This is a genomic window from Streptomyces sp. NPDC016677 (genome assembly GCF_055562815.1).
Genome location: NZ_JBVHEO010000015.1, coordinates 70,182 through 93,630, shown reverse-complemented (window position 1 = coordinate 93,630; position 23,449 = coordinate 70,182). Strand labels below are relative to the sequence as shown.

The window sequence follows — 23,449 nt, the reverse complement described above, 5'->3', positions numbered from 1 at the left end:
GCCCCTCCAGGCGCGTGCACCGCACGTACCTCAAGGGGCGCGGGGCCTGCGCGACCAGCCACGACGTACCCGCGGCCGAACGCGAACCCCTACACGTCAGCACCCCCGCGGCGGGCCAGCGCCCGCAGCACCGCGTTCCGCCCTCCGTCCGGCACCGTCCACAGCGTCTGCCCCCGCACCCCCCACCGCTCCAGCAACGCGGCCGCCGCGAGGAAACCGGAGGTGGCCGCACGTTCCATGAGGGCCACGGGCAGGCCCGTGCGCACCAGGTCCCCGGCGACGACGAGCGCCGGGTCCGGGGTGCGGACCGTGAGCCGGCCGGCGTACCCCCCGACGGGGAACAGCGGACAGTCCGCCCGCCACTCGTGCCGCTCGGCGACGACCCGCGCCGCCCGGGTCTCCGGCCAGACCCGGTGCAACTGGCCCGCCAGCCGCTTCTCCTCGACGTCCCGGACGGCGGTCCTCGGCAGCGCGTAGGCGTGGAGTTCGACGACCGAGCCTCCCGTGCGGGCCGCCCAGCGCGCCGCCTCGCCCTCCCAGTGGGAGAGCACACTGACGTTGTCCAGCGTCCCGTAGCCGCTGGTGCCGAGGAAACCGGGGCGGCCGGGCGCCACCGGCCGGTCCAGCCACAGGCGGCTGACCAGGAACGGCGGCGCGGTCCGCAGCCGCGCCACCCGGTCCCGCCAGGCCGGGTCGCCGAGTTCCGGCGAGCGGCCCACCACCGTCCGCAGCCCCCCGGTGTCGAGGGCGAGCACGACGGCGTCGTACCGCCGGGTGCCGCCGGCGGCGCTCACCTCGTGGCCGCCGCCCGGGTGCGGACGTACCGCCTCCACCGGCGTGCCGGTGCGCACCCGCACGCCGTGCGCGGTGAGGTGACGGGTCAGCGGGTCCCACAGGGCCTGCGGGTACGGTTCGCGCGGTACGTCGAACAGCAGTCCCTCGCTGGAGCCGAGGAAGTAGATGTGGAACATCAGCGCCATCTCGGCGGCCGACAGTTCCCGGGGGTCGGCGAAGAAACTCCGGGAGAACACCTCGAAGGCCAGGTGCCGGGCGGCGGCGGGGAAGCGCAGGGCGTCCAGGAAGTCATGGGCGCTGATCCGGTCCCACTGCCGGTGGACGCGCCCGGCGCGGATGTCGAGCAGGGGCAGCGCGGCGGCCGGGCGGAGCCCCAGCAGGTCCCGCAGACCGAAGCTGGGGCTGAGGGCGACGAAGCCGAGGGCACTGAACGGGGGCGTGCGCGGCACGCGGCGGAAGCCGTCCCGCAGGCCGTCGGCGTGGACGAGGGGGTAGTCGGGCAGCCCGGTCAGCATCCCCAGCGCCGGGTCGGCACGGCGCAGCAGGCTCCGCAGGTTGTAGTACTGGCGGAAGAAGGCGTGGAAGCCCCGGCTCATCGTGGCGGGCGTGCCGTCGGGCAGGGTGAGGGGCCATCCGGCGACCCGGCCGCCGAGCACCGGCTCACGTTCGTACAGGACCACGCGTACGCCCCGCTCGGCGAGGAGGGCCGCCGCCGCGAGTCCCGCGATGCCGCCGCCGACCACCGCCACGGAGGGCGGATCGCCGGTCACCCGTTCCCGTCCCGGCCGCGCGGGCAGTGCCCGGGCCCGCCGGTCGCGGCCCGGTACCGTGCCGCCACGCCGCCTCATCGGACGCCTTCCCGGTCCGCAGGTCCGGACGGCGGGCCGCCGGCGAGCCGCTTCCCGACCGGCCCGGACACCCGCGCCCGCCGCACGGGCCGCCTCATCGGACGTCCTCCCGGTTCCCGGCCGGCGGACGCCGGGCGAGGAAGGTGTGGGTGACGCCGGTCTGCCAGCCCGGCAGCGGCAGCACCCGGACCCGGTCGAAGCCCGCCCGGCGCAGCCGCGCGCCGAAGGCCGGCGCGGTGTCGAAGGACAGGACGCTGCGCCACAGATGGCGGTACAGGCCCCGGTTCCCGGTGGCCGTGCCGAGCGGCAGCACCACCCCCCGGCACACCGCCGACCACACCAGACGGTCGGCGCGCCGCCCGCCGAGGGCGTAGTCGTGCACCGCCAGCACACCGCCCGGCGCCAGCAGCCCGCGCACCGCGCGCAGCACGGTGTCCGGGTCGGACAGGTTGCGGAACAGGTACGCGGCGAAGACCGCGTCGAACGGGCCCCGCACCCCCGCGCGTTCCAGCCCCTCGGCCGGGGCGCGCAGGAACCGCACCCGCGCCGGCCAGGTCTTGGCCCGCGCCCGGCGCAGCATCCCCGCCGACGCGTCGACGCCGGTGATCCGCGCGGCGGGCAGGGCGGCGGCCAGCGCCGCCGTCGAGGCACCGGTGCCGCAGCCCAGGTCCAGCACCCGCCGCACCGGCGCGCCGCCGACGCCCAGCACGAGGCGGCGGGCGGAGCGGCGCAGGTGGGCGTGGTAGCCGGGGTTGACCGCGACCAGCCGGTCGTAGGTGTCGGCGCCGTGGTCGAAGGCGGCGGCCAGCGCGGTGTCGCGCAAGAGCGGCATCGTGGACTCCAAGGCTCCGGGAGGGCGAGAGGTCAGGGGGCGGGGCGGCGGCGCAGCCACGGCAGTTCCGCCGCGGTCCGCAGCATCGGCAGGACCGGCGTGCGCGCGCCGACCACCAGGTCCTCGTACAGCCGGGTCCCCCCGTCCAGGAAGCGCAGCAGCCGCCCCGCCGGTACCCGGTCGAACAGCCGGAAGAACAGGTCGGGGCCGTCCACCCGGCCGGTGTCCAGGGCACGCAGCAGCACCGCGTCCATCAGCCGGGCCCGCCCTGGGTACGGGGGCGGCGGCACCGGGCGGCGGCCCGCCCGGACCGCACCGGCGACGGCGTCCGACTGCCGCTGCACGGCGGCGAACGTGTACCCCGTGGAGGGCCGGGTCGCCCCGCCCGCCACGCCGATCGGGAAGACCGGGCCGGCGGTCCGCCGGGGGAAGACCGCGTCGGTCATCGGGATCACGCCCTGCTCCGTCGACAGGATGCGGGTGGCGCCGGTTCCCAGGACGCGGCGCGTGTAGTGGTCCAGCGCGCGGTCGTACGCGGCCCGGGTGAGCGGGGCCGGACCGAACTCCGTGTACTCGACCAGGGCGGTACGGCGGCCGGTGGGCAGGACGTAGCCGAAGGACAGGCCGCGTGCCGGTTGCGGGGTGCGGAAGTCCATCAGGTCGACCACCGCCGGGTCGAAGACCGGCCGTTCGGTACGGACGAACCAGCCGCGGAAGTGCTGGAGCAGACGGGTCCGGGCGGCCGGCGGGCGGGGCGTCGGACGGGAGTCGAACACCCAGCGGGCGCGCAGTTCCACGGGGCCGCCCGCGGCGTCCGTGCCCCGCACCCGGACGGTCCCGTCGGGCTGCGCGGCCACCGCGGTGACGGTCGCCTCGACGCGCCGCGTCAGCGGACACCCCGCCAGATCGCGGTCGACCAGGGCCTCGAAGTCGTCGGAGCGGATCATCTTGTAGCGCAGCGGGGCGATGTGCCGCCGGACCACCGCGCCCCGCGGGCCGCGCACCCGCAGCCACTCCCAGGACGCCGTCACCGCGGGGTCGAAGCGGCCCGGTCCCGCCTCCCAGAAACACCAGGTGCGCGCGGGCGCCCGCAGCGGGCCGGGCGGAGCGCCGACCAGGGCGACGGAGGGAGCGGTACGGCGGGCGCCCGCCGCCGGCAGCCGGTGCGCCAGCGACAGGCCCGCCGCGCCGGCTCCGACGATGACGATGTCCGTGTCCAGCACGACCGCCTCTCTCCGCACCGCCCGCCCGGTGCCCGCCCGGTGCCGGTCCCGCGTCGGGCCCGCGTCGGTCCGTGGCGGCTTCGGCGGGAGTATCGCGTCCCGCCGCCCGTCCCGGACGCAGCCGCGCCGACGGTACGGCGCCCGGCGCCGCCGAGCGGGTGAGCGGCGTAGGTGATCGGGCGAAGGCGGCGTGACGCGGCTCCCGCCGGGGGAACACATGAGCCCACCCCGCGGGGTCGCCACCGGGACGGGCGGCCGGCGGCCGGGGACCCGCGTCCGGAGCGCCCCACCGCACGAACGACCTCACGGAAGGCGCCTGGACCGCCACCGGCGACAAGACGACGAGACAGCGGCACGACAAGGCGACGAGACGACGAGACGACGAGACGACGAGACGACGGAAGGACACGGGATGCGCTCCAGCCGGGCCGGTCACACCCCGCACGACAGCCGCCCCCGCGCACGGAACGCCGCGGCGCCGCCCGCCCGCCCGCCCGGGTCGCCGGGTGCCGGTTCACCCGGGCCGCGCGCCACCGCCGCCGTCCGGGTCCCGTCCGCCACCCACCGGGAGCACACCCACCGGGAGCACACCCACCGAGGGCACACCGACCGGCAGCACACCGGCCGGGGCGCCCCGCGCACCGCCGGGGCCGCTCCCGCCCCCGCCACGCCCGCCTGTCCGGACCGGCCGCCCCCTGCGGAGCCGCCGTCGGACGCCGGCGCCGGCCCGGGCGCCGGCGCCGGGATCGGGCAGGGCACCCGGTGACCCGCACGGTCACCGGCCCTACCGACCACGTCGTGGTCGTCGGTGCCGGGCTGGCCGGGCTGTCGGCCGCCCTGCACCTGCTGGGCGCCGGGCGGCGGGTGACCGTCGTCGAGCGCGAGGCGGTGCCCGGCGGCCGGGCCGGGCAGCTGGAGCGCGGCGGCTACCGCTTCGACACCGGGCCCACCGTCCTGACCATGCCCGACCTCGCCGACGAGGCCTTCGCCGCGGTCGGCGAGCGGCTGCGCGACCGCGTCGACCTGCTGCCCCTGCACCCCGCCTACCGGGCCCGGTTCGCCGACGGCAGCACCCTCGACGTGCACACCGACCCGGACGCGATGGAGGCCGAGGTCGAGCGGTTCGCCGGCGCCCGGGAGGCGGCCGGCTACCGGCGGCTGAGGACCTGGCTGACCCGGCTGTACGCCGTACAGATGCGCCGGTTCATCGACGCCAACTTCGACTCCCCGCTCGGCCTGCTCACCCCCGACCTGGCCCGGCTGGCCGCACTCGGCGGCTTCGGCCGCCTGGACACCCGTATCGGACGGTTCCTCGACGACGAGCGGCTGCGGCGCGTCTTCTCCTTCCAGTCCCTGTACGCGGGGGTCGCCCCGGCCCGCGCGCTGGCCGCGTACGCCGTCATCGCCTACATGGACACTGTCGCCGGGGTCTGGTTCCCGCGCGGCGGCATGCACGCGCTGCCCCGGGCCATGGCCGACGCGGCCGTCGCCGCCGGGGCCGAGCTGCGCCTCGGACACGCCGTCACCCGCCTGGAGCGGTCCGGCGACCGGGTCACCGCCGTCGTCACCGGCCAGGGGCGCGTCCCCTGCGACGCCGTCGTCCTCACCCCCGACCTGCCCGTCGCCCACCGGCTGCTGGGCCGCCGGCCGCGCCGTCCGCTGCGGCTGCGGCACGCGCCCTCCGCCGTGGTGCTGCACGCCGGCACCACCCGCACCTGGCCCGGACTGGCCCACCACACCCTCTCCTTCGGCGCCGCCTGGCGCCGCACGTTCGACGAACTCACCCGGACCGGCACCCTCATGACCGACCCGTCCCTGCTCATCACCCGGCCCACGGCCGGCGACCCCTCACTCGCCCCCGAGGGCAGGCACACCCACTACGTCCTCGCCCCCTGCCCCAACACCGACATCGGACCGTCGGCCGCGCACTGGGCCGACCTCGCCCCCGGCTACCGCGCGCGGCTGCTCGCCACCCTGGAACGCCGCGGTCTGACCGGCCTCGCCGCCGCCATCGAGGAGGAGTGCCTGGTGACCCCCGCCGACTGGACCGCTCTCGGCCACGCCGCCGGAACCCCGTTCTCGGTGGCCCACACCTTCGCCCAGACCGGCCCGTTCCGGCCCCGCAACCTGGTGCGGGGCACCGCCAACGCGGTCCTCGCCGGCTGCGGCACGACCCCCGGCGTCGGGGTGCCGACCGTCCTGCTCTCCGGGAAACTGGCCGCCGCCCGCATCACCGGCGGCCGACGATGACCGCGCGCGAACTGGACGCCGCCGGCATCACCGACCCGCGGCTGCGCGCCGCCTACACCCGGTGCCGCCGCCTCAACGCCCGGCACGGACGCACCTACTTCCTCGCCACCCGCCTGCTGCCCGCCGACCGCAGACCGGCCGTGCACGCCCTGTACGGCTTCGCCCGCCGGGCCGACGACATCGTCGACGACCTGGCCGCCGCGCCCACCGAGGAACGCGCCGCCGCCCTCGACCGGCTCGACGCCCGGCTGCGCACCGCCCTGAGGGGCGGCCCGGCCGACGGAGACCCGGTGGTGCGTGCCGTGGCCCACACCGCCGCCCGGCACGCCATCGACCCGGCGCACTTCACCGACTTCATGGCGTCCATGCGCAGCGACCTGACCGTCACCGACTACGCCACCTACCAGGACCTGCGCGCCTACATGCACGGCTCGGCCGCCGTCATCGGCCTCCAGATGCTGCCCGTGCTGGGCACCGTGACCTCCCGTGACACCGCCGCCCCGCACGCCGCCGCGCTCGGCGTCGCCTTCCAGCTGACCAACTTCCTGCGGGACGTCGGCGAGGACCTGGACCGCGGCCGGATCTACCTCCCGGCGGACCTGCTCGCCGCGCACGGTGTCGACCGGGCGCTGCTGGAGTGGAGCCGCCGCACCGGCCGCCACGACCACCGGATCACCGCCGCCCTGCGCGCCGCCGAGGACCTCACCCGGTCCGTGTACCGCGAGGCCGTGCCCGGCCTGGCGATGCTGGACCCGGTGGCCAGGCCGTGTATCCGCACCGCCTGCGTGCTCTACCGGGGCATCCTCGACGCCATCGCGGCCGGCGGCCACGCCGTGCTGCACCGGCGGGCCGTGGTGCCGCGCCGCCGCCGCGCGCTCGTCGCGGCCGACGGGCTGGCCCGGGTGGCCGCGGCCCGGCTGCGGGCCCGTGGCCCGGCATGTCCGCCGTCCGAGAGCCGAGTGTGAGGAGGCCGGATGAGTCCCGACCCGGGCCGTTACCCCCTGCGGCTCAGGCGCCGCCCCGTCCCCTGGGAACGCCAGCCGCCGACCTGGCGCGCGGCCCGGCCCGCCGTCATCGCCGGGGCGCTGGAGCGGGCCCGGGCCCGCTCCTCCGGCAACTGGTACGTCATCGGTGCCCGGACGGACGTACGCCCTGGCCGTCCGCTGGCGGCCACGGTCGCCGGCGAGGAGGTCGTCGTCTGGCGGGACGCGCGCGGACGCCTGGTGGGCGGGCCCGGCGTCTGCCCGCACCTCGGCGCCCCGCTGGCCGACAGCCCGGTGCGGTGCGGCACGCTCGTCTGCCACTGGCACGGACTCGCCCTGGACGGCACGGCGCGGGCCGGCTGGGAGCCGCTGCCGGTCCACGACGACGGCGTCCTGGTGTGGGTACGGCTCGACGCGGCCGGCGGCGAACAGCCCACCGGGGCGCCCGTGGTGCCCACCCGGCCCGCGCTCCCGACGGCCGTCCGGTCGGTGTGGCGCGGAGCGGGGCGCTGCGACCCTCAGGACGTGGTGGCCAACCGTCTCGACCCCTGGCACGGAGCCTGGTTCCACCCCTACTCCTTCACCGACCTCACCGTGGTCCGGGAACCCGACGGGACCGACGACGGCGACCGCTTCGTCGTCGACGTCTCCTTCCGGCTCGGCGGGCGGCTCGTCGTCCCCGTGCGTGCGGAGTTCACCGCGCCCGGACCCCGTACCGTGGTCATGCGCATCACCGAGGGGGAGGGGACGGGCTCCGTCGTCGAGACCCACGCCACGCCCCTGGGCCCGGACGCCCTCGGCACACCCCGTACCGCCGTCGTGGAGGCCGCGCTGGCCACCTCCGACCGGCCCGGATTCGCGCTCGCCCGGCGGCTGTCGCCGCTGCTGCGCCCCGCGATGAGGGCCGCCGCCGGCCGGCTGTGGCGCGACGACCTCGCCTACGCCGAACGGCGCCGGCACCTCCGCGTCCGCGGACGCTTCCCCGGCTGACCGACGGATGACCGACGCTGACCGACGGCCGACCGACGGCCGACCGATGTCCGGTCCACGGCCGACCGATGTCCGGTCCACGGCCGACCGATGTCCGGTCCACGGCTGACCCACGAAGGACGAGGCCATGCAGACCTTCCTTCCGCACCCCGACTTCTGCGCGTCCGCCCTCGCCCTGGACCGTCGCCGGCTCGGCAAGCAGCGGGTCGAGGCGCTCCAGGTGCTGCGCGGTCTGACCGTGCCCGGTTACGGGTGGCGCCATCACCCCGCGGTGAAGATGTGGACGGGGTACGAGGAGGCCCTGGTCCGCTACGGCCTGGAGATCTGCCGTGTCTGGCGCGAGCGGGGACACCAGGACAGCTGTGCCGCCTCCCTCGTCGCCGGACTGGCCGGAGTGCGCCCCGGCGCCCCGGTGCGCGACCAGGCGGAACTGGCGGACGCCGGTGAACTGCCGCCCTGGCTCGGCGACGAGCCGTTCCACCGCAGCCACCGCTCGGCGCTGGTGCGCAAGGACCCGGAGACCTACGGCGCCCTGTTCCCGGGCGTGCCGGACGACCTGCCGTACGTCTGGCCGGACTCCGACCGGGAGAGCCTTCTATAGGCTGATCACGTGGCCAGTGCGGAAGACAAGAGCGGGGCGGCGGACGGCGGGACCGATCTGTGGAGCTTCGCCGTCCAGTTGCGCAGGGTGAACGGCGAGATCAACCGGCTGGCGCACGGGTTCGCCGCCGACCAGGGGCTGCACCCCACGGACGTCCAGGCGCTCGCGGCGATCCTCGACGCCGAGGAGCCGATGACCCCCGGGCGGCTGCGCGAGCACCTCGGCCTGACCTCCGGCGCCGTGACCGCCTGCGTCGACCGGCTGGAACGCGCGGGCCACATCCGCCGGGTCCGGGAGAGCGCCGACCGCAGGGTCGTCCACCTCCACTACGCCGCCGACGCGATGGCAGCGGCCCGCTCCTGGTTCCGGCCGCTCGCCCAGGCGACCGACGCCGCCCGTGACCGGTTCACCGAGGCGGAGCTGTCGGTGGTGGTGCGCTTCCTGGCCGCGCTGAACGAGGAGATGGCCACGCTGGAGACCGGCCGGCACTGATCCGCCGTCCGGGTGCCTCCGAGCGGCGGGGCGCGGGCAGAAGGAGCACGTGTCGGATACGCTCGACCCGAAACTATCTTGATGATTAAGATTGTTTTTGGTTGAGATACCTTGTCGCTCGGGAGAGTCATGCCTGTCACCACGCGCCGGGCCCGTCGGGTCCGGTTGCTGCTGCCCGCCCTGCTGCTGATCGCCTGGCTGGGCGTCGGCACGACCACCGGCCCGTTCGCCGGACGCCTCGGCGAGGTCGCCACCAACGACCAGGCCGCGTTCCTGCCGCGCAGCGCCGAGTCCACCGAGGTGATCGACGAACAGGAAGCCTTCCGGCAGGACGAGACGCTGCCCGCGATCGTCGTGTGGACCGCCGACGGCGGCGGCGAGGTGAGCGGCCGGCGGGCCGCGGCCACCGAGGCGCTCGCCTCGCTCGCGGACACCCCCGGGGTGACCGGGCGGGTGTCGCCCGCCGTCGTGTCCGAGGACGGCGAAGCCCTGGAGGGCGTCGTCCAGTTGCGGCCCGACCTCGGCGACGACCTCGCCGGCGTCCTCGACCGCGTCCGGGACGCCGCCGGGAAGGTCCCCGGCACCCAGGTCGGCATCGCCGGACCCGCCGCCGTCCAGGCCGACCTGTCCGACGCCTTCGCGGGCATCGACGGCCTGCTGCTGATCGTGGCGCTGGTGGCGGTCCTCGTCATCCTGCTGCTGGTCTATCGCAGCGTGCTGCTGCCCTTCCTCGTCATCCTCGGCGCGGTCTTCGCCCTCGGCGTGGCCTGCGCGGTCGTCTACGTCCTCGCCGACCTGGACGTGGTCCGGGTCGACGGCCAGGTCCAGGGCATCCTGTCCATCCTGGTGATCGGCGCCGCCACCGACTACGCCCTGCTGCTGACCGCCCGCTACCGCGAGGAACTCGCCCGTCACGAGGACCGCTTCGCGGCGATGCGCGCCGCCCTGCGCGAGTCCTGGGGCGCGATCGTCGCCAGCGCCGCCACCGTCGCGCTCGGCCTGCTCGCCCTGCTGCTGAGCGACCTGACCAACAACCGCGCGCTCGGCCCGGTCGGCGCCATCGGCATCGTCTGCGCCGTCCTGACCACCCTCACCTTCCTGCCCGCCGTCCTCGTCCTCCTGGGCCGCGCCGCCTACTGGCCCGTCAGGCCCCGTCCGGCCGAGGACAAGCGGGGCGTGTGGCACCGGGTCGCCGGCCTGGTGGACCGGGCGCCGCGCAAGGTCTGGGCCGTCTCCCTGGTGTGCCTGCTGGCCGCCGCCGCCTTCGCGCCGGCCCTCGACTCCGAGGGCGTACCGCTGGACGAGACCTTCGTCGGCGAGGCGCGGTCCGTCGAGGCCCAGCGCACCCTGGGCGAGCACTTCCCCGGCGGCTCCGGCAACCCCGCGGTCGTCATCGCGAACGCCGGCCGCGCGGACCGGGTGGTCGCGGTGGCCGAGGACACCGACGGCGTCGCCTCGGCCGCCCCCGTCACCGCGTCCGGCCGGCCCGGCGGGGGCGAGCCGCTGACCGTCGACGGCCGGGTCCGCGTCGACGTCACCCTGAGCGCCGCCGCCGACAGCGACGCGGCCAAGGAGACCGTGGCCCGGCTGCGCGACGCACTGCACGCGGTGCCCGGCGCGGACGCGAAGGTCGGCGGCTACACCGCCCAGCAGTACGACACCCTGCGCACCGCCGAACGGGACCGCACGCTCATCGTGCCCGTCGTCCTCGCCGTCATCTTCCTCATCCTCGTCGCGCTGCTGCGCTCACTGCTGCTGCCGGCCCTGCTGGTGCTCACCGTGGCGCTGAACTTCCTGGCCACCCTCGGCGTCTCGGCCCTCGTCTTCCCGCACGTCCTCGGCTTCACCGGCACGGACCCGTCCGTCCCGCTGTACGGCTTCGTGTTCCTGGTCGCCCTCGGCGTGGACTACAACATCTTCCTGATGTCGCGGGTCCGGGAGGAGTCCCTGCGGCACGGGGTGCGCCAGGGCGTCCTGCGCGGCCTGGTCACCACCGGCGGGGTGATCACCTCCGCCGGTGTGGTGCTCGCCGCGACCTTCGCGGCGCTCGGGGTGATCCCGCTGGGCTTCCTGGTGCAGATCGCCTTCATCGTCGCCTTCGGCGTGCTGCTCGACACCCTGGTCGTACGGTCCCTGCTGGTACCGGCGCTCGCCCGGGACATCGGCCGGCGGGTGTGGTGGCCGGGACGGCTGAGCCGGCGGTGAGGCTCAGCGGGACGCGGAGCGCTCCTTGGCGAAGTCGTACAGCTCCTCGGAGGTGGTGATCAGCTCCTGCCGCTCGGTGCGGGAGCCGACCATCGGCCGCGATCCGCGCAGCGGCACCTGCGCGCTCTCCGGCAGGAACCGGACGGTCAGCAGACCGATGGCGCCGGCCGTCATCAGGTAGTACGCGGGCACCAGGTCGTTGCCGGTGGCGTTCACCAGCGCCTCGGTGAACAGCGGGGTGGTGCCGCCGAACGCGGCGACGGCGAAGTTGAAGCCGATGCCCATGGCGGCGTAGCGCACGGCCGTCGGGAAGAGGGCGGGCAGGGTGGCGGCGCTCGGCGCGGCGAAGCAGGCGAGCAGGGTGGACAGCAGCAGCATCCCGAACACCGGCGCCACCGTGCCGTCCGACTTCAGCAGCAGGAACCCCGGCACGGCCAGCACGATCATCGCCGCCGCGCCGACCGCGTACAGCGGACGCCGGCCGACGTGGTCGCTCAGCCGCCCGAGGAAGGTGATCAGCAGCACGATCCACACCATGCCGATCAGGACCAGGACGTCCGCGAAACCGCTGGAGCGGTCCAGCGTCTCGGTCTGGTACGTCGGGAGGTACCCGGTGAGCATGTAGTTGGTGACGTTGTACAGCAGCACGATGCCCACGCAGATGAGCAGCGGACGCCAGTGGTTCTTGAGGATGGTCCTGAACTCACTGCCCGCCGACTTCTGGGCGAGGCTCTTCTCGTGCTCGTCCAGCTGCTGCTGGAAGGCCGGGGACTCCTCCAGCTTCAGCCGCATGTACAGACCGATGACGCCCAGCGGACCGGCGATCAGGAAGGGCAGGCGCCAGCCCCAGGAGAGCATCTGGTCGTCGGTGAGCAGGAGATGGAGCACGGTCACCAGCGCGGAACCCAGGGCATATCCGACAAAGGTGCCGAAATCCAGCCAGCTGGAGAGGAAACCGCGCCGGCGGTCCGGTGAGTACTCGGCGACGAAGGTGGTGGCGCCGCCGTACTCGCCGCCGGTGGAGAAGCCCTGGACCATCCTGGCGAGCAGCAGCAGGACCGGGGCGGCGATGCCGATGGTGGCGTAGCTCGGGATCAGGCCGATGGAGAAGGTGCCGAGCGCCATCATGATCATGGTGGTGGCGAGCACCTTCTGCCGTCCGACGCGGTCACCGAGCGGACCGAAGACCAGGCCGCCCAGCGGACGGACCACGAACGCGGCGGCGAAGGTGGCGAAGGAGGAGATCAGCTGGACGCCGGGGGAGGCGCCGGGGAAGAAGACCTTGCCGACGGTGGCGGCGAGGTAGCTGTAGACGCCGAAGTCGAACCACTCCATGCAGTTGCCCAGCGCGGAGGCGCCGACCGCCCGCTTCAGCAACGGCCGCTCGACGACCTGGACGTCCTCCTCGCGGAAGGCCCGCTTGTTGCGCCGCAGCCGGTGGGTCAGCTCCTCGCGGACCTGTCCCGGCAGGTTCGCGACCGCTTGCGGCATCTTCATCCGGCCCAGCGGCCCCGGCCGGGCGTCGGGCTTGGGATTCCTCACGCTGCCGCCTTTCTGTTCCGTCATGGCTTTTGCCTACGCGAATTCTGTGCCGCACTGATCGTCCGGCGCACGCCGTGGCTGCTGCCCGGGTCCGCGCCGGCTCACACCGGGGCACCGGGCCGGGCCCCGTCCCGCCGTGGTGCCGCGTCAGACGCGCCGCCGCGGCGGGGCGGTGGCCCGGTCCGGCGGCCGGGTCGCTCGCGTGGTGGTACGGCACTCGGCCGTCCGGTGGACCGCCGGCGTCCAGATCAGTGGAAAGACGTAGGCGTGTTCGAGGAAAGCCGGGGTACGCGACCTGTTGCCGGCTCAGTGGGCCGGTACCGGAACGACAACTCGGGAGGGCTCGTGATGACGTCGGCGATGACGACGCGGAAGACGGACGTCGATGGAGAAGCGGTCCGGCTGCCCCAGGTCGCCGACCCGTCGAAGGTGGCACCGAAGGACGCCCGCGAACTGTCGCGGCTCTTCTTCGACCAGCTCGCGGTGCTGGAGGAGGGGACTCCCGAATACCAGTACGCGCGCAACACCCTGATCGAGATGAACATGTCCCTGGTCCGCTACGCGGCGTCCCGCTTCCGCAGCCGGGGCCCGGAGGAGCGCGAGGACATCGTCCAGGTCGGCATGATCGGCCTGATCAAGGCGATCGACCGGTTCGAGCTGACCCGTGAGGTGGAGTTCACCTCCTTCGCCGTGCCGTACATCGTCGGCGAGATCAAGCGCTTCTTCCGCGACACGTCCTGGGCGGTGCACGTGCCGCGCCGCCTCCAGGAGGCCCGGGTGGAGCTGGCCAAGGCGACGGACGAGCTGCGCAGCCGGCTGGGCCGCACGCCGACCGTCAGGGAACTGGCCGAGCTGATGAGCCTGACGGAGGACGAGGTCGTGGAGGCCAGGCTGGCCGCCAACGGCTACAACTCCTCCTCGCTGGACGCCGCGCTCGGCGGCAGCGAGGACGGCGAGACCGTCCTCGCGGACTTCATCGGCACCGAGGACGCGGCGCTGGAACTCGTCGAGGACTTCCACGCGCTGGCCCCGCTCATCGCCGAACTCGGCGAACGCGACCGGCAGATCATCCATATGCGGTTCGTGGAGGAAATGACCCAGGCGCAGATCGGCGAACGCCTCGGCGTCTCCCAGATGCACGTCTCCCGGCTGCTGTCGCGGACCCTGGCCCGGCTGCGCGAGGGCATGCTCACCACCAAGTGACGGCAGGCGTGGAGGTGCCGGTGACCCCCGGGTCACCGGCACCTCCATGTCGGGTCAGGGCTGGAGCGGCAGACTCCGGCAGTCGGACGTGGCCGGTTCGCCCGCGAGGCGGTCGGTCAGCCAGGAGACGGCCTCGCCCTGGTCGGCGAGGAGCGCGCCGAAGTGGTTGACGAGCTTGTCACCGACGTCGGGCAGCAGCACCGGCTCGTAGTCCACCTTCGCGCCCAGCGCGCACCAGTCGGCGGCCATCTCGCGGGTCTGGCCGTGCGGGACCAGGTCGTCGCTGGTGCCGGTGGCCACCCGGACCGGGCCGGCCGGCTTCCTGGCGCCGATGCGCTGCTCGGCCAGGAACGCCTGGAGCGTGGGCTCGGCGCGGATGATGTCGCCGAGTGACTGTCCCGTCTTCGTCCAGGAACCGCTGCGGGCGAAGGCGTAGCCGAACAGCGCGTCGCCGACGCACATGGTCGACAGGTCCTCCAGCGCCTTTCTGCCCGCCTGGTTGACGTACTGGTCCGCGACGGGGCGCAGGGCCGGCTCGGTCTGCAGGAAGCCGTTGAGGGACCAGCCCAGCGCGCCCGCCAGATCGCTGCCGTCGATCGCCTCGGTGACCTCGGTCAGGTCGGCGGGCGCGGCCCCCGAGTAGGTGCCGGACAGTGCGACGTCGGGAGCGTAGGAGGGCTGGAGTTCGGCCGCGGCGGCCGTCGCACCGCCGCCCTGGCTGTAGCCGAACAGGCCCACCGGGGACCCGGCGGTGACGGAGGTGTCCGGCAGGGACCGGGCGGCCCGTACGGCGTCCAGGACCGCGTGCGCCTCGTCGACGCGGTTGACGTAGGTGTGCAGCCGGTCGGTGGCGCCCAGCCCGGCGTAGTCGGTGACGACGACCGCGATGCCCCGGGCCAGCAGCCGGTAGACGGCCAGGTCCTCGTAACCGACCGAGACGGTCCGGCCGTTGAAGCGCACGGGGTGTTCCAGGCCCATCGAGGCGGCGCACTGGTCGCCCTGGCCCATGGTGCCGGGGGCGACGACGACCAGCGGACGCGGCCCGTCGCCGCGCCACTTCGCGGTGGGCTCGACGTAGGCGCCGGTGACGGCCACCGGGCCGCCGCCCGCGTCCGTCGACTTGTACATCAGCCGGGTGGCCCGGCCGGGCAGCGGACCGCCGAGGCTCGGCAGGCTCAGCGCCAGCTTCAGCGGCTCGCTGCGGACCAGGGCGCCGTCGGCCTCGGGCAGGGCGGACGGCGGGGTGTAGAAGGCGGGTATCTCCACGCCGCGGGAGACCACGGCGGCCGAACCGCCGGCCGCGGCGGCGGGCACGGCCTGGGTGCCCAGGGCGAGCGCGGCGGCGATCGCGGTGGCGAGCAGGGCGGGGCGTGCGGGCATGGCGGACCTCCTGGTGGAGTGTGCTCGCGCTGCTTGTGCAGAGGTGTCGGGACCGTACCGGGCCAGGAGTTACCCGGGGTAGCACCAGACTCATTACGGTTCAGTAACTTGACGTGACGTCTCATAGCCGTCAGGGGGCAGGACGGTGTGTACCGCTCCCGCTGCGCCCAGGGCCCCGCCATGCCGGCTTCCGGGGCAGCCCGGTACCCCTCGGCGAAGACGGCCTCGGCGTCGGTGTGCTCCGCTCGGGCGCTTGGCCGCAGGGGCGGGGGACGGCAAGCCGACGCCGGTCTCCGCATCCGCCTGTCACCGCGCCCGGCGGCGGGGTTCCTCCCACGGCGGCACGGCAGCAGCCCCGCAGCCGGCCGTCCCCCCCCCGTCTACCGCCGGCTGCGGATCAGCAGATACAGGAAGTACGGCGTGCCGATGGCCGCCGTCATCAGGCCGGCGCCGAGCTGGGCCGGGGCGATCACGGTGCGGCCCAGCAGGTCGGCCGCGCAGACCAGCGTGGCGCCCAGCAGCATCGCGACCGGGACGACCCGAACGTGCCGCCGGCCCACCAGCGCGCGGGCCGCGTGCGGGGCCACCAGGCCGACGAAGCCGATGGTGCCCGCGCAGGCCACGGCGGTCGCGCTGAGCAGGACGCCCACGACCAGGAAGCCGAGGCGGCCCGGGGCCGGCCGCAGCCCGAGCAGCCGGGGCGTGTCCTCGTCCAGCGACACCAGGTCCAGCTCGGTGCGCCGGGCCACCGCGAAGACGACGCCGACGGCCAGGACCAGCGCGACCGGCAGCACGTCGGGCAGGGTCCGCCCGTAGGTGGAACCCGACAGCCAGGTCAGCGCCTTGGTCGCGTTGAACGGGTCGGTGAGCACGATGAGCAGGCTGATCAGCGCCGTGGTCCCGGAGGCCACGCCGATGCCGACCAGGACGAGGCGGTTGCGTCGGAAGCCGTCCCGCGCGGCGAGGCCGAAGACCAGGGCGGCGGTGACGCCGGCCCCCGCGAACGCCGCCCCGGCGACGCCCCATCCGCCGGCCGTGGGCACGGTCGTCACCAGCAGCACCGCGCCGAGCGCTGCCCCGCCGGAGACGCCGAGGACACTGGGGTCGGCGAGCGGGTTGCGGGTGACGGCCTGCACCAGCGTGCCGGACAGGGCGAGGGCCGCACCGGCGCCGAGCGCGGCCAGCACGCGGGGCACGCGGGTGTCCAGGACGAAGGAGACGGTCTGCCCGGCCCGTCCCTGCACCCAGTTGGCGACATCGCCCAGCAGCAGCTTGCTGTCGCCGATCAGCACCCCCGCGATCGTGACGCCGACGAGGGCGGCCACCAGGAGGACCACCGCGGTCAGGAACGCCGCCCGGCCGGGCACGCGCAGCCGGTCCGGTGCGCCCGACTCGCCGGTCTCCCGCAGCCGCGTCGCCATCACGACCAGGAACACGGCACCGACCAGGCTGGTGACCACACCCGTGGGCACGGCCACCGACAGGTCGTCCGGCGCCAGCGTCCGCAGCAGCACGTCCGAACCCAGGACCAGCGCCGCGCCGGTGAGCGCCGCCGCGGGCAGGCTGCCGCGCGAGCGCGCGAACCCCCGGAACCGGCGGGACAGCGGCCGGACGAGCGCGGGCGCGCACAGGCCGACGAAGCCGATCGGCCCGGCCAGTGTGACCGCCGCCGCGGACAGCAGGGCGGCCAGCGCGACCACCGTGACGCGGGTGGCACGCACCGGCACGCCCAGGCCGCGCGCCGCGTCGTCCCCGAGGGCGAGCGCGTCGATCCGGCGGGCCGTCAGCAGCAGTCCCGCGAGGCCGAGCACGGCGACCGGCAGCATCTGCAGGACGCCGTCGAAGCCGTTCTGGCCGATGCCGCCCTGGTTCCAGGCGTAGAGGCCCTCCGTCTGCTCGGGGAAGAGCAGGAGCAGCCCCTCGGTGACCGAGGTCAGGCCCAGCATCAGCGCGGTACCGGCCAGCACCAGCCGGACGGTGCCCGTGCCGAGGCCGGACAGGCCGAGCACGGTCGCCGCCGCGGCCAGGCCGCCGGCGAAGGCGACGCCGGAGGAGGCGAGCAGCGGCAGGGAGAGGCCGGTGGCGCCGGCCAGGCCGAGCGCCAGGTACGAACCGGCGTTCACCGCCAGGGTGTCGGGGGAGGCGAGGACGTTGCGGCTGACCGCCTGGAGGACGCCGCCGGCCACGCCGAGGACGGCGCCGACCAGCAGGCCGGCCGCCGCCCGGGGCAGCCGGGAGGCGATCACGACCGACGCGTCGGAGGCGTCGGCCCGCCCGGTGAGGGCCTTGAACACCTCGGCCGGTCCGACCGAGGCGGTGCCCTGGGCGATGTCCCAGACGGCGAGGACGGCGACCAGGAGGACGAGTCCGGCCGTCACCGCGCCCGCGCCCGGACGGGAGACGGGAGCCGCCGACGGGCGGGTGACGGGTTTCGTCGTGGTGACGGCCATGACCTCGCTACTTCGTCAGCGCGTCGACGAGGGAGTCGATGTACGCCGACATCGACCCGGGTCCGCCGAACATCCAGATGCCGTCGTCCAGCCGGTGCACGTCACCGGACTCGACGAACGGCAGCGACTTCCACACCGAGTTCTTGGCGAGGACGCCGGTGAACGGGGTGGCGTTGTCGTCCGCGTCGTTGCCGATGTACGCGAACTTCGTGTCGTCCGGCAGGTCGGTCAGGCCCTCGACGTCGGTGGAGCCGAGGCCGTACGCCGCGTCGCCCTTGACCGTCCAGGCGTTCTTCAGCCCGATCTCCTCGGCGACCTCACCGAGCAGCGAGTCCGCGGTGTACGGGCGGATCGACACCTGGTTGGCGGTGACGTAGCCGTCGGCGAAGGCGTAGTCGGCGCCGTCCAGACCGGCGTCGGCGATGGCCTTCTTGCCCTCGGCGACCTTGGCCTCGAAGTCCTTGCGGACCGTCTTGGCCTTCTCGGTGGTGCCGGTGGCCTCGGCGATGAGGTCGACGTTGCCGAGCATCCGGTCGATCTGGCCGGTGCCGTCGGCGGACTTGACCGACAGCACCGGGGCGACCTTCTTCAGCTGCTTGACGGCGGAGGCCGGCAGGTCGGTGGTGGTCACGATGAGGTCGGGCTTGAGCGAGGCGACGGTGTCCATGCTGGGCTCGCCGCGGGTGCCGATGTCCTTGGGCGAGTTGGTCAGCGGCACCGCGCTGTCCCAGGTGTCGTAGCCCTTGGGGTCGGCGACGCCCACCGGCTCCACACCGAGCGAGACGAGGCTCTCGATGACGTTCCACTCGGTGGCGACCACCCTGGTGGCGGGCCCGTCCAGCTCGACCTTCGCGCCGGTGCCGTCCGTGAGGGTGATGGCCTCGGAGGACTTCCCGGAGCTGTCCGCGGCCGGCTCGGTGGTGCCGCAGGAGGACAGGGCGAGCGCCGCGGTGGTGACGGTGACCGCGGTGAGGAGCGTACGTCTCATGAGGTGGTGCCGAGCCTTTCACGTCGGGTGTGGTGACGGCCGATCGGGCGGGTGCGCAGCCGGCCGGTGAGGGGGTCGGTGTCGACGTCGATCCGGATGCCGTAGACGGCGGTCAGCCGTTCCGGCGTCAGGACCTCCTCGGGCGGACCGTCGGCGACGATCCGGCCCGCTTCGAGCAGGGTGACGCGGTCGGCCACGGCCGCCGCCTGGTCGAGGTCGTGCAGGACGACACCGACGGCGATGCCGTGGTCGTCGGCCAGGTCACGGATGAGATCGAGGAGTTCGACCTGGTAGCGCAGGTCGAGGTAGGTGGTCGGTTCGTCGAGGAGCAGGACGCCGGTCTCCTGGGCGAGACAGCTGGCGAGCCAGACCCGCTGCAACTGCCCGCCGGAGAGGTGGTCCGCGCCGCGTCCGGCCAGCTCCGTCACGCCGGTCAGGGCCAGCGCCCGGTCGACCGCGGCCGGACCGTCCGGGTCCGACCGACCCCAGCGGCCCCGGTACGGGTAGCGGCCGAACTCGACCACGTCGCGCACCGTCAGCCCGCTCGGAGTGGGGCGGCCCTGGGTCAGCAGCGACACGTACCGCGAGAACTCACGGGACGTCAGCGCCGACGCGTCGGTGTCGCCGTCGATCCGTACCGTGGCGCTCCGGGCCCGTTGCAGCCGGGCGATCGTACGCAGCAGCGTGGACTTGCCGCTGCCGTTCGGGCCGATCAGGACGGTCACCTCGCCGGGCCGCAACTCGACCCCGGCGCCGTGCACGACGTCCACGCCGTCGTACGCCACGGTCACGTCCGTGGCCGACAGCTCATGGCCGCGCAACCGCACGGCGCCGTCCGCTTCTTCACCAGATCTCACGAGGCGAAGGTTAGCCTAACCTAATAACTGCTGGTAGTGCCGGGTCGTGACGACGGCGAGACGGCGGCTCGGCCCGCCTGGCCGGACTCCGGCTAACGCGCCTGCCAGGACTCCGGCTTCCACAGGCCCGAGCGGTTCAGGGAGGCCGGGCAGTGCAGGTATATCTCGTCGATGTCCAGCACGATCGCCAGCGCGGGGCGCCTGCCGTCGCCCGCCGCCATCGCGTCGAAGAACGGCGCGTCGGTGAGGATGCGGGCCCGGCCGTTGATCCGCAGCACCTGCTTGCCGCCCGGGACCAGGTACAGCAGACCGGCACGAGGGTTGTCGAGGATGTTGTGGAAGCTGTCCCCGCGCCGGTTCCCCGGGCGGTCCGGCAGGGCGATCCGGTCCGGCCCGAGGACATGGGTGAAGCCCGGGGCGTCCCCGCGCGGGGAGACGTCACAGTTCCCGGCGGCGTCGGAGGTGCCCAGCAGGCAGAAGGAGGAGCGGGCCAGGATCTCCAGGTCCTCCTCGGTCAGCCGGTCGTGGACCTTGTCGATGACCAGGGGCCAGGGCTCGCCCAGCAGTTCGCGCAGCTCGGCGCGGGAGCCGAGCTCGGCCCAGCCCTCGCCGGTGCCGGTGTCCGGCCGGTCCTCGGCGGTGTCGATCGTGTGCGGCAAGGCCGGCTCCAAGCTGTGCGGGGACGATGAGTGGTTGCGAACCGAACGATATCTGATGTTAGGTTCGCCTTACCTGATCATCCGGGCGGGTCCGCCCGGTGACTCGGGCCGTTCACCTGCCCCAAGGACTTTCCCATGCGCCCAGTCCCTTCCCCGCGGCCGGCCCCCCGGTGACCGCTCCCGCCCCGGCCCGTCCGCAGGACGCCGGGAACACCGGGACCGGTGCCGGCCGGCGGCACGGTGGCGCGGCCCTCACGGCGGGGCTCTGCCTGCTGGCCGTCCTGCTCGCCGCGTCGGTCGCGCTCAGCCTGGCCGTCGGCTCGGGCGACGTGCCCCTGCGCGACGTCGTGCGGGGCGTGCTGGACCCCGACCGCTCGGTCCGCGCCCAGCTCGTCGTCCAGGAGGTACGCCTCCCGCGCACCCTGGCCGGAGTGCTGGCCGGCGTCGCCCTCGGCCTCGCGGGCACCGTGATGCAGGGCGTCACCCGCAACCCGCTCGCCGACCCCGGCCTGCTCGGCATCAACGCGGGCGCGGCCGTCGCCGTCGTCTTCGCCATGAGCGTCCTGTCCCTCACCGAACCCGGCCAGTACATCTGGTTCGGCTTCCTGGGCGCCTGCCTGGCGGCGGGACTCGTCTACGGGGTGGCCGGCCTCGGGCGCGAGGGCGCCACGCCCGTCAAGCTCGCCCTCGCCGGAGCCGCCGCCACCGGGCTGCTGGTCTCCCTCACCGACACCATGCTCCTCACCGACAGCCAGACCTACGACCAGTACCGCTTCTGGCAGGTCGGCGCGCTCGACGGCCGCGACCTCGACGTCCTCCTCCAGGCAGCGCCCTTCGTCGTCGCCGGAGGCGTCCTGGCGCTGGGCATGGGACCGCGCCTCAACGGCCTCGCGCTCGGCGACGACATCGCCCGCGCCCTCGGCCAACGGGTCGCCGTCGCCCGCCTGGTGGGGGCCGTCAGCGTGGTCCTGCTGTGCGGCGCGGCGACCGCGATCGCCGGACCCATCGGCTTCGTCGGCCTGGCGGTGCCGCACGCGGTCCGCGTGCTCACCGGCCCCGACCACCGCTGGGTGCTGCCCTACAGCGCCCTGCTGGCCCCGGTCCTGCTGCTGGCCGCCGACGTCATCGGCCGGGTCGTCGCCCCGCCCGGCGAGGTCCAGGTCGGCGTCGTCACCGCCGCCGTGGGCTGCGTGCCGTTCATCCTGCTCGTCCGCAGACGTGGGAAGGCGGACCTGTGAACGCCCGCACCGCCACCCTGGAGGCCGCCGCGCACATCGGCCGCCTCCGCCGCGCCCGCAGAACCCGGTTCACCGCCGTGTGCGCGGCCCTGGCACTCGTCGCGTCGGCCGCGCTGGTGCTGTCCCTCGCCGTCGGCGACATCGACGTCCCGTTCACCGACGTACTGGCGGTCCTCACCGGACGTGCGGACGCGGGCACCTGGTTCATCGTGGGCGAACTGCGGCTGCCCCGCGCCCTGCTCGCCCTCCTCGTCGGCTGCTGCTTCGGCCTGTCCGGCGCCGTCTTCCAGGCACTGCTGCGCAACCCGCTGGCCAGCCCCGACGTCATCGGCGTGAGCGCGGGCGCCAGTGCCGGCGCCGTCCTGGCCTCCATGGCGTTCGGCCTCAGCGGCCTCGCCATGTCGGGCAGCGCCCTGGTGGGCGCGCTCGTCGCCGGCACCGCCATCTACCTGCTCGCCTGGCGCGACGGGGTCAGCGGCGGACGGTTCGTGCTCATCGGCATCGGCGTCGGCACCGGGCTGATCAGCCTGCGCTCCTACCTGATGACCCGCGCGGAGGTCACCGAGGCGTCGAATGCCTTCGTCTGGCTGACCGGCAGTCTCAACGGCCGCTCCTGGGACCAGTTCTGGCCCCTGCTCGGCTGCGCCGTCGTCCTGCTGCCGCTCACCCTGGCCGCCGCCCGCGGCCTCGGCGCGCTCCAGCTCGGCGACGAGACGGCCGGCGGACTCGGCGCCCGGGTGCAGCGCGACCGGCTCGCGCTGCTGGCGAGCGCCACCGCCCTGGTCGGCGTGGCCACCGCGGCGGCCGGACCCATCGGGTTCGTCGCCTTCGTCTCCCCGCCCATCGCCCGGCGCCTGGTGCCCGGCCAGGGCGCCGCCCTGGTGCCGTCCGCGCTGACCGGCGCCGCGCTGGTGTGCCTCGCCGACTTCGCCGCCCAGCACGCGCTGCCCGGCACCCAGGTGCCGGTGGGTGTGGTCACCAGCGTGATCGGCGCCCCCTACCTGCTGTGGCTGCTGGCCCGGGCGGGCCGGGTCGGCCGCGCCGGCTGACCGCACCGCACCCCGTCCGTCACCCCCGTACCCGTCCGACGTAGGAGAACCCCGGTGTCGTCCCAGCACACCCTTAAGACCCGTGACCTCGGTCTCGGCTACGGGGAGCGCGAGATCATCTCCGGTCTCGACGTCGACCTGCCGCCGGGCCGCCTCACCGTGGTGGTCGGCCCGAACGCCTGCGGCAAGTCGACGCTGCTGCGCGCCATGGCCCGGCTGCTGACCCCCACCGCCGGCACCGTGCTCCTGGACGGCGAGGACATCCACCGCACCTCCACCCGCGAGGTGGCCGCCTGCCTCGGCATGCTGCCGCAGAGCCCCGTGGCCCCCGACGCCATCACCGTGGCCGACCTCGTCGGCCGGGGCCGCTACCCGCACCAGGGCTGGTTCCGCCGCTGGACCACGGCGGACAGCGAGGCCGTCGCCGCGGCCATGCTCGCCACCGACGTCCTGGAGCTGGCGGACCGGTCCGTGGACGAACTCTCCGGCGGCCAGCGCCAGCGCGTGTGGATCGCCATGGCGCTCGCCCAGGAGACCGACATCCTCCTGCTCGACGAACCCACCACCTACCTCGACATCAGCCACCAGCTGGACGTCCTGGACCTGCTCACCGACCTCAACCGGGACCGCGGCGTCACCCTCGCCGTCGTCCTGCACGACCTCAACCTGGCCTGCCGCTATGCCGATCACCTGATCGCCATGAAGGCCGGCCGGGTCGTCGCCGAGGGCGCCCCGTCCGACGTCGTCACCGAGTCCCTCGTGCGCGAGGTGTTCGGACTGCGCTCGACGGTGATCCCGGACCCGGCCTCCGGCACCCCGATGGTGGTCCCGCTCGGCCGGCACCACGTCCCCGCCCCGTGAACC

General features: G+C 74.8%; 20 protein-coding genes. 11 read left to right on the top strand and 9 right to left on the bottom strand.

Going from position 1 to position 23,449, the window contains the following annotated elements:
- Positions 1 to 89: 89 nt before the first annotated feature.
- From ACZ3IG_RS29515 to ACZ3IG_RS29505, 3 genes are all read right to left on the bottom strand, one after another.
- Complete coding sequence (locus ACZ3IG_RS29515) at positions 90 to 1,643, bottom strand: FAD-dependent oxidoreductase (RefSeq protein ID WP_467435862.1); 1,554 nt, start codon at positions 1,641 to 1,643, stop codon at positions 90 to 92.
- A gap of 94 nt (positions 1,644 to 1,737) precedes the next feature.
- Positions 1,738 to 2,475: a class I SAM-dependent DNA methyltransferase gene (locus tag ACZ3IG_RS29510; protein ID WP_467435861.1), complete on the bottom strand. Its 738-nt coding sequence runs from the start codon at positions 2,473 to 2,475 to the stop codon at positions 1,738 to 1,740.
- A gap of 32 nt (positions 2,476 to 2,507) precedes the next feature.
- Positions 2,508 to 3,698 (bottom strand): lycopene cyclase family protein, encoded by a 1,191-nt coding sequence (locus ACZ3IG_RS29505; protein WP_467435859.1) that lies wholly within the window; start codon positions 3,696 to 3,698, stop codon positions 2,508 to 2,510.
- Positions 3,699 to 4,110: 412 nt separating this feature from the next.
- Here ACZ3IG_RS29505 and ACZ3IG_RS29500 point away from each other — a divergent pair, with 412 nt between their 5' ends.
- The 7 genes from ACZ3IG_RS29500 (at position 4,111) to ACZ3IG_RS29470 (ending at position 11,219) form a co-directional block, all read left to right on the top strand.
- Positions 4,111 to 4,464 carry a hypothetical protein gene (locus ACZ3IG_RS29500; RefSeq protein WP_467435858.1) on the top strand — a complete coding sequence of 118 codons (354 nt, stop codon included), beginning with the start codon at positions 4,111 to 4,113 and terminating at the stop codon, positions 4,462 to 4,464.
- Positions 4,461 to 5,948 (top strand): phytoene desaturase family protein, encoded by a 1,488-nt coding sequence (crtI, locus tag ACZ3IG_RS29495; protein WP_467435857.1) that lies wholly within the window; start codon positions 4,461 to 4,463, stop codon positions 5,946 to 5,948. The genes ACZ3IG_RS29500 and crtI overlap by 4 nt, the downstream gene beginning before the upstream one ends.
- Entirely contained in the window at positions 5,945 to 6,913 is a 969-nt protein-coding gene (locus ACZ3IG_RS29490; protein WP_467435855.1) for a phytoene/squalene synthase family protein, read from the top strand. The genes crtI and ACZ3IG_RS29490 overlap by 4 nt, the downstream gene beginning before the upstream one ends.
- A 9-nt stretch (positions 6,914 to 6,922) precedes the next feature.
- A complete protein-coding gene (locus ACZ3IG_RS29485; RefSeq protein WP_467435854.1) occupies positions 6,923 to 7,921 on the top strand; it encodes a DUF5914 domain-containing protein in 999 nt (332 codons plus the stop codon).
- A gap of 127 nt (positions 7,922 to 8,048) precedes the next feature.
- On the top strand, positions 8,049 to 8,522 hold the full coding sequence (locus tag ACZ3IG_RS29480; protein ID WP_467435853.1) for an MSMEG_6728 family protein: 474 nt from the start codon (positions 8,049 to 8,051) through the stop codon (positions 8,520 to 8,522).
- Positions 8,523 to 8,531: 9 nt separating this feature from the next.
- Positions 8,532 to 9,014, top strand: coding sequence for a MarR family winged helix-turn-helix transcriptional regulator (locus tag ACZ3IG_RS29475; protein WP_467435852.1), 483 nt, complete (start codon positions 8,532 to 8,534; stop codon positions 9,012 to 9,014).
- A gap of 129 nt (positions 9,015 to 9,143) precedes the next feature.
- Positions 9,144 to 11,219 carry an MMPL family transporter gene (locus ACZ3IG_RS29470; RefSeq protein WP_467435851.1) on the top strand — a complete coding sequence of 692 codons (2,076 nt, stop codon included), beginning with the start codon at positions 9,144 to 9,146 and terminating at the stop codon, positions 11,217 to 11,219.
- 3 nt (positions 11,220 to 11,222) lie between these two features.
- On the opposite strand, the gene ACZ3IG_RS29465 is transcribed toward ACZ3IG_RS29470, so the two are convergent.
- Entirely contained in the window at positions 11,223 to 12,716 is a 1,494-nt protein-coding gene (locus tag ACZ3IG_RS29465) for an MFS transporter (protein ID WP_467435949.1), read from the bottom strand.
- A 405-nt stretch (positions 12,717 to 13,121) separates the two neighbouring features.
- Between ACZ3IG_RS29465 and ACZ3IG_RS29460 the strand changes: the two genes are divergently transcribed.
- Complete coding sequence (locus tag ACZ3IG_RS29460; protein ID WP_467435849.1) at positions 13,122 to 13,964, top strand: RNA polymerase sigma factor SigF; 843 nt, start codon at positions 13,122 to 13,124, stop codon at positions 13,962 to 13,964.
- 54 nt (positions 13,965 to 14,018) lie between these two features.
- Here the strand turns inward: ACZ3IG_RS29460 and ACZ3IG_RS29455 are convergent, their stop codons facing one another.
- The 5 genes from ACZ3IG_RS29455 to ACZ3IG_RS29435 form a co-directional block, all read right to left on the bottom strand.
- Positions 14,019 to 15,344: a lipase family protein gene (locus tag ACZ3IG_RS29455; RefSeq protein WP_467435848.1), complete on the bottom strand. Its 1,326-nt coding sequence runs from the start codon at positions 15,342 to 15,344 to the stop codon at positions 14,019 to 14,021.
- A gap of 380 nt (positions 15,345 to 15,724) precedes the next feature.
- Complete coding sequence (locus ACZ3IG_RS29450) at positions 15,725 to 17,794, bottom strand: iron ABC transporter permease (protein ID WP_467435846.1); 2,070 nt, start codon at positions 17,792 to 17,794, stop codon at positions 15,725 to 15,727.
- Between the two features lie 7 nt (positions 17,795 to 17,801).
- The gene (locus ACZ3IG_RS29445; RefSeq protein ID WP_467435845.1) at positions 17,802 to 18,782 is read right to left on the bottom strand and encodes an ABC transporter substrate-binding protein; all 981 of its coding nucleotides are present in this window, start codon (positions 18,780 to 18,782) and stop codon (positions 17,802 to 17,804) included.
- Positions 18,779 to 19,639, bottom strand: coding sequence for an ABC transporter ATP-binding protein (locus ACZ3IG_RS29440; protein WP_467435844.1), 861 nt, complete (start codon positions 19,637 to 19,639; stop codon positions 18,779 to 18,781). The genes ACZ3IG_RS29445 and ACZ3IG_RS29440 overlap by 4 nt, the downstream gene beginning before the upstream one ends.
- A gap of 92 nt (positions 19,640 to 19,731) precedes the next feature.
- A complete protein-coding gene (locus ACZ3IG_RS29435; RefSeq protein WP_467435842.1) occupies positions 19,732 to 20,298 on the bottom strand; it encodes an MSMEG_1061 family FMN-dependent PPOX-type flavoprotein in 567 nt (188 codons plus the stop codon).
- Between the two features lie 170 nt (positions 20,299 to 20,468).
- Between ACZ3IG_RS29435 and ACZ3IG_RS29430 the strand changes: the two genes are divergently transcribed.
- From ACZ3IG_RS29430 to ACZ3IG_RS29420, 3 genes are read left to right on the top strand one after another with little or no spacing between them, the layout of a single operon-like run.
- Positions 20,469 to 21,536, top strand: a complete 1,068-nt coding sequence (locus ACZ3IG_RS29430) for a FecCD family ABC transporter permease (RefSeq protein ID WP_467435841.1) — start codon at positions 20,469 to 20,471, stop codon at positions 21,534 to 21,536.
- A complete protein-coding gene (locus ACZ3IG_RS29425; protein WP_467435840.1) occupies positions 21,533 to 22,585 on the top strand; it encodes a FecCD family ABC transporter permease in 1,053 nt (350 codons plus the stop codon). Before ACZ3IG_RS29430 ends, ACZ3IG_RS29425 begins: the two co-directional genes overlap by 4 nt.
- 54 nt (positions 22,586 to 22,639) lie before the next feature.
- On the top strand, positions 22,640 to 23,446 hold the full coding sequence (locus ACZ3IG_RS29420; RefSeq protein WP_467435838.1) for an ABC transporter ATP-binding protein: 807 nt from the start codon (positions 22,640 to 22,642) through the stop codon (positions 23,444 to 23,446).
- Positions 23,447 to 23,449 lie beyond the last annotated feature (3 nt).

Excerpts from the sequence above, each read along its gene's own strand:
- ACZ3IG_RS29455 (WP_467435848.1), bottom strand. The coding sequence starts at position 15,344 with ATGCCCGCACGCCCCGCCCTGCTCGCCACCGCGATCGCCGCCGCGCTC.
- ACZ3IG_RS29445 (WP_467435845.1), bottom strand. The coding sequence starts at position 18,782 with ATGAGACGTACGCTCCTCACCGCGGTCACCGTCACCACCGCGGCGCTC.
- ACZ3IG_RS29465 (WP_467435949.1), bottom strand. The coding sequence starts at position 12,716 with ATGAAGATGCCGCAAGCGGTCGCGAACCTGCCGGGACAGGTCCGCGAG.
- ACZ3IG_RS29480 (WP_467435853.1), top strand. The coding sequence starts at position 8,049 with ATGCAGACCTTCCTTCCGCACCCCGACTTCTGCGCGTCCGCCCTCGCC.
- ACZ3IG_RS29470 (WP_467435851.1), top strand. The coding sequence starts at position 9,144 with ATGCCTGTCACCACGCGCCGGGCCCGTCGGGTCCGGTTGCTGCTGCCC.
- ACZ3IG_RS29510 (WP_467435861.1), bottom strand. The coding sequence starts at position 2,475 with ATGCCGCTCTTGCGCGACACCGCGCTGGCCGCCGCCTTCGACCACGGC.
- ACZ3IG_RS29460 (WP_467435849.1), top strand. The coding sequence starts at position 13,122 with ATGACGACGCGGAAGACGGACGTCGATGGAGAAGCGGTCCGGCTGCCC.
- ACZ3IG_RS29500 (WP_467435858.1), top strand. The coding sequence starts at position 4,111 with ATGCGCTCCAGCCGGGCCGGTCACACCCCGCACGACAGCCGCCCCCGC.
- ACZ3IG_RS29450 (WP_467435846.1), bottom strand. The coding sequence starts at position 17,794 with ATGGCCGTCACCACGACGAAACCCGTCACCCGCCCGTCGGCGGCTCCC.
- ACZ3IG_RS29485 (WP_467435854.1), top strand. The coding sequence starts at position 6,923 with ATGAGTCCCGACCCGGGCCGTTACCCCCTGCGGCTCAGGCGCCGCCCC.
- ACZ3IG_RS29515 (WP_467435862.1), bottom strand. The coding sequence starts at position 1,643 with ATGAGGCGGCGTGGCGGCACGGTACCGGGCCGCGACCGGCGGGCCCGG.
- ACZ3IG_RS29490 (WP_467435855.1), top strand. The coding sequence starts at position 5,945 with ATGACCGCGCGCGAACTGGACGCCGCCGGCATCACCGACCCGCGGCTG.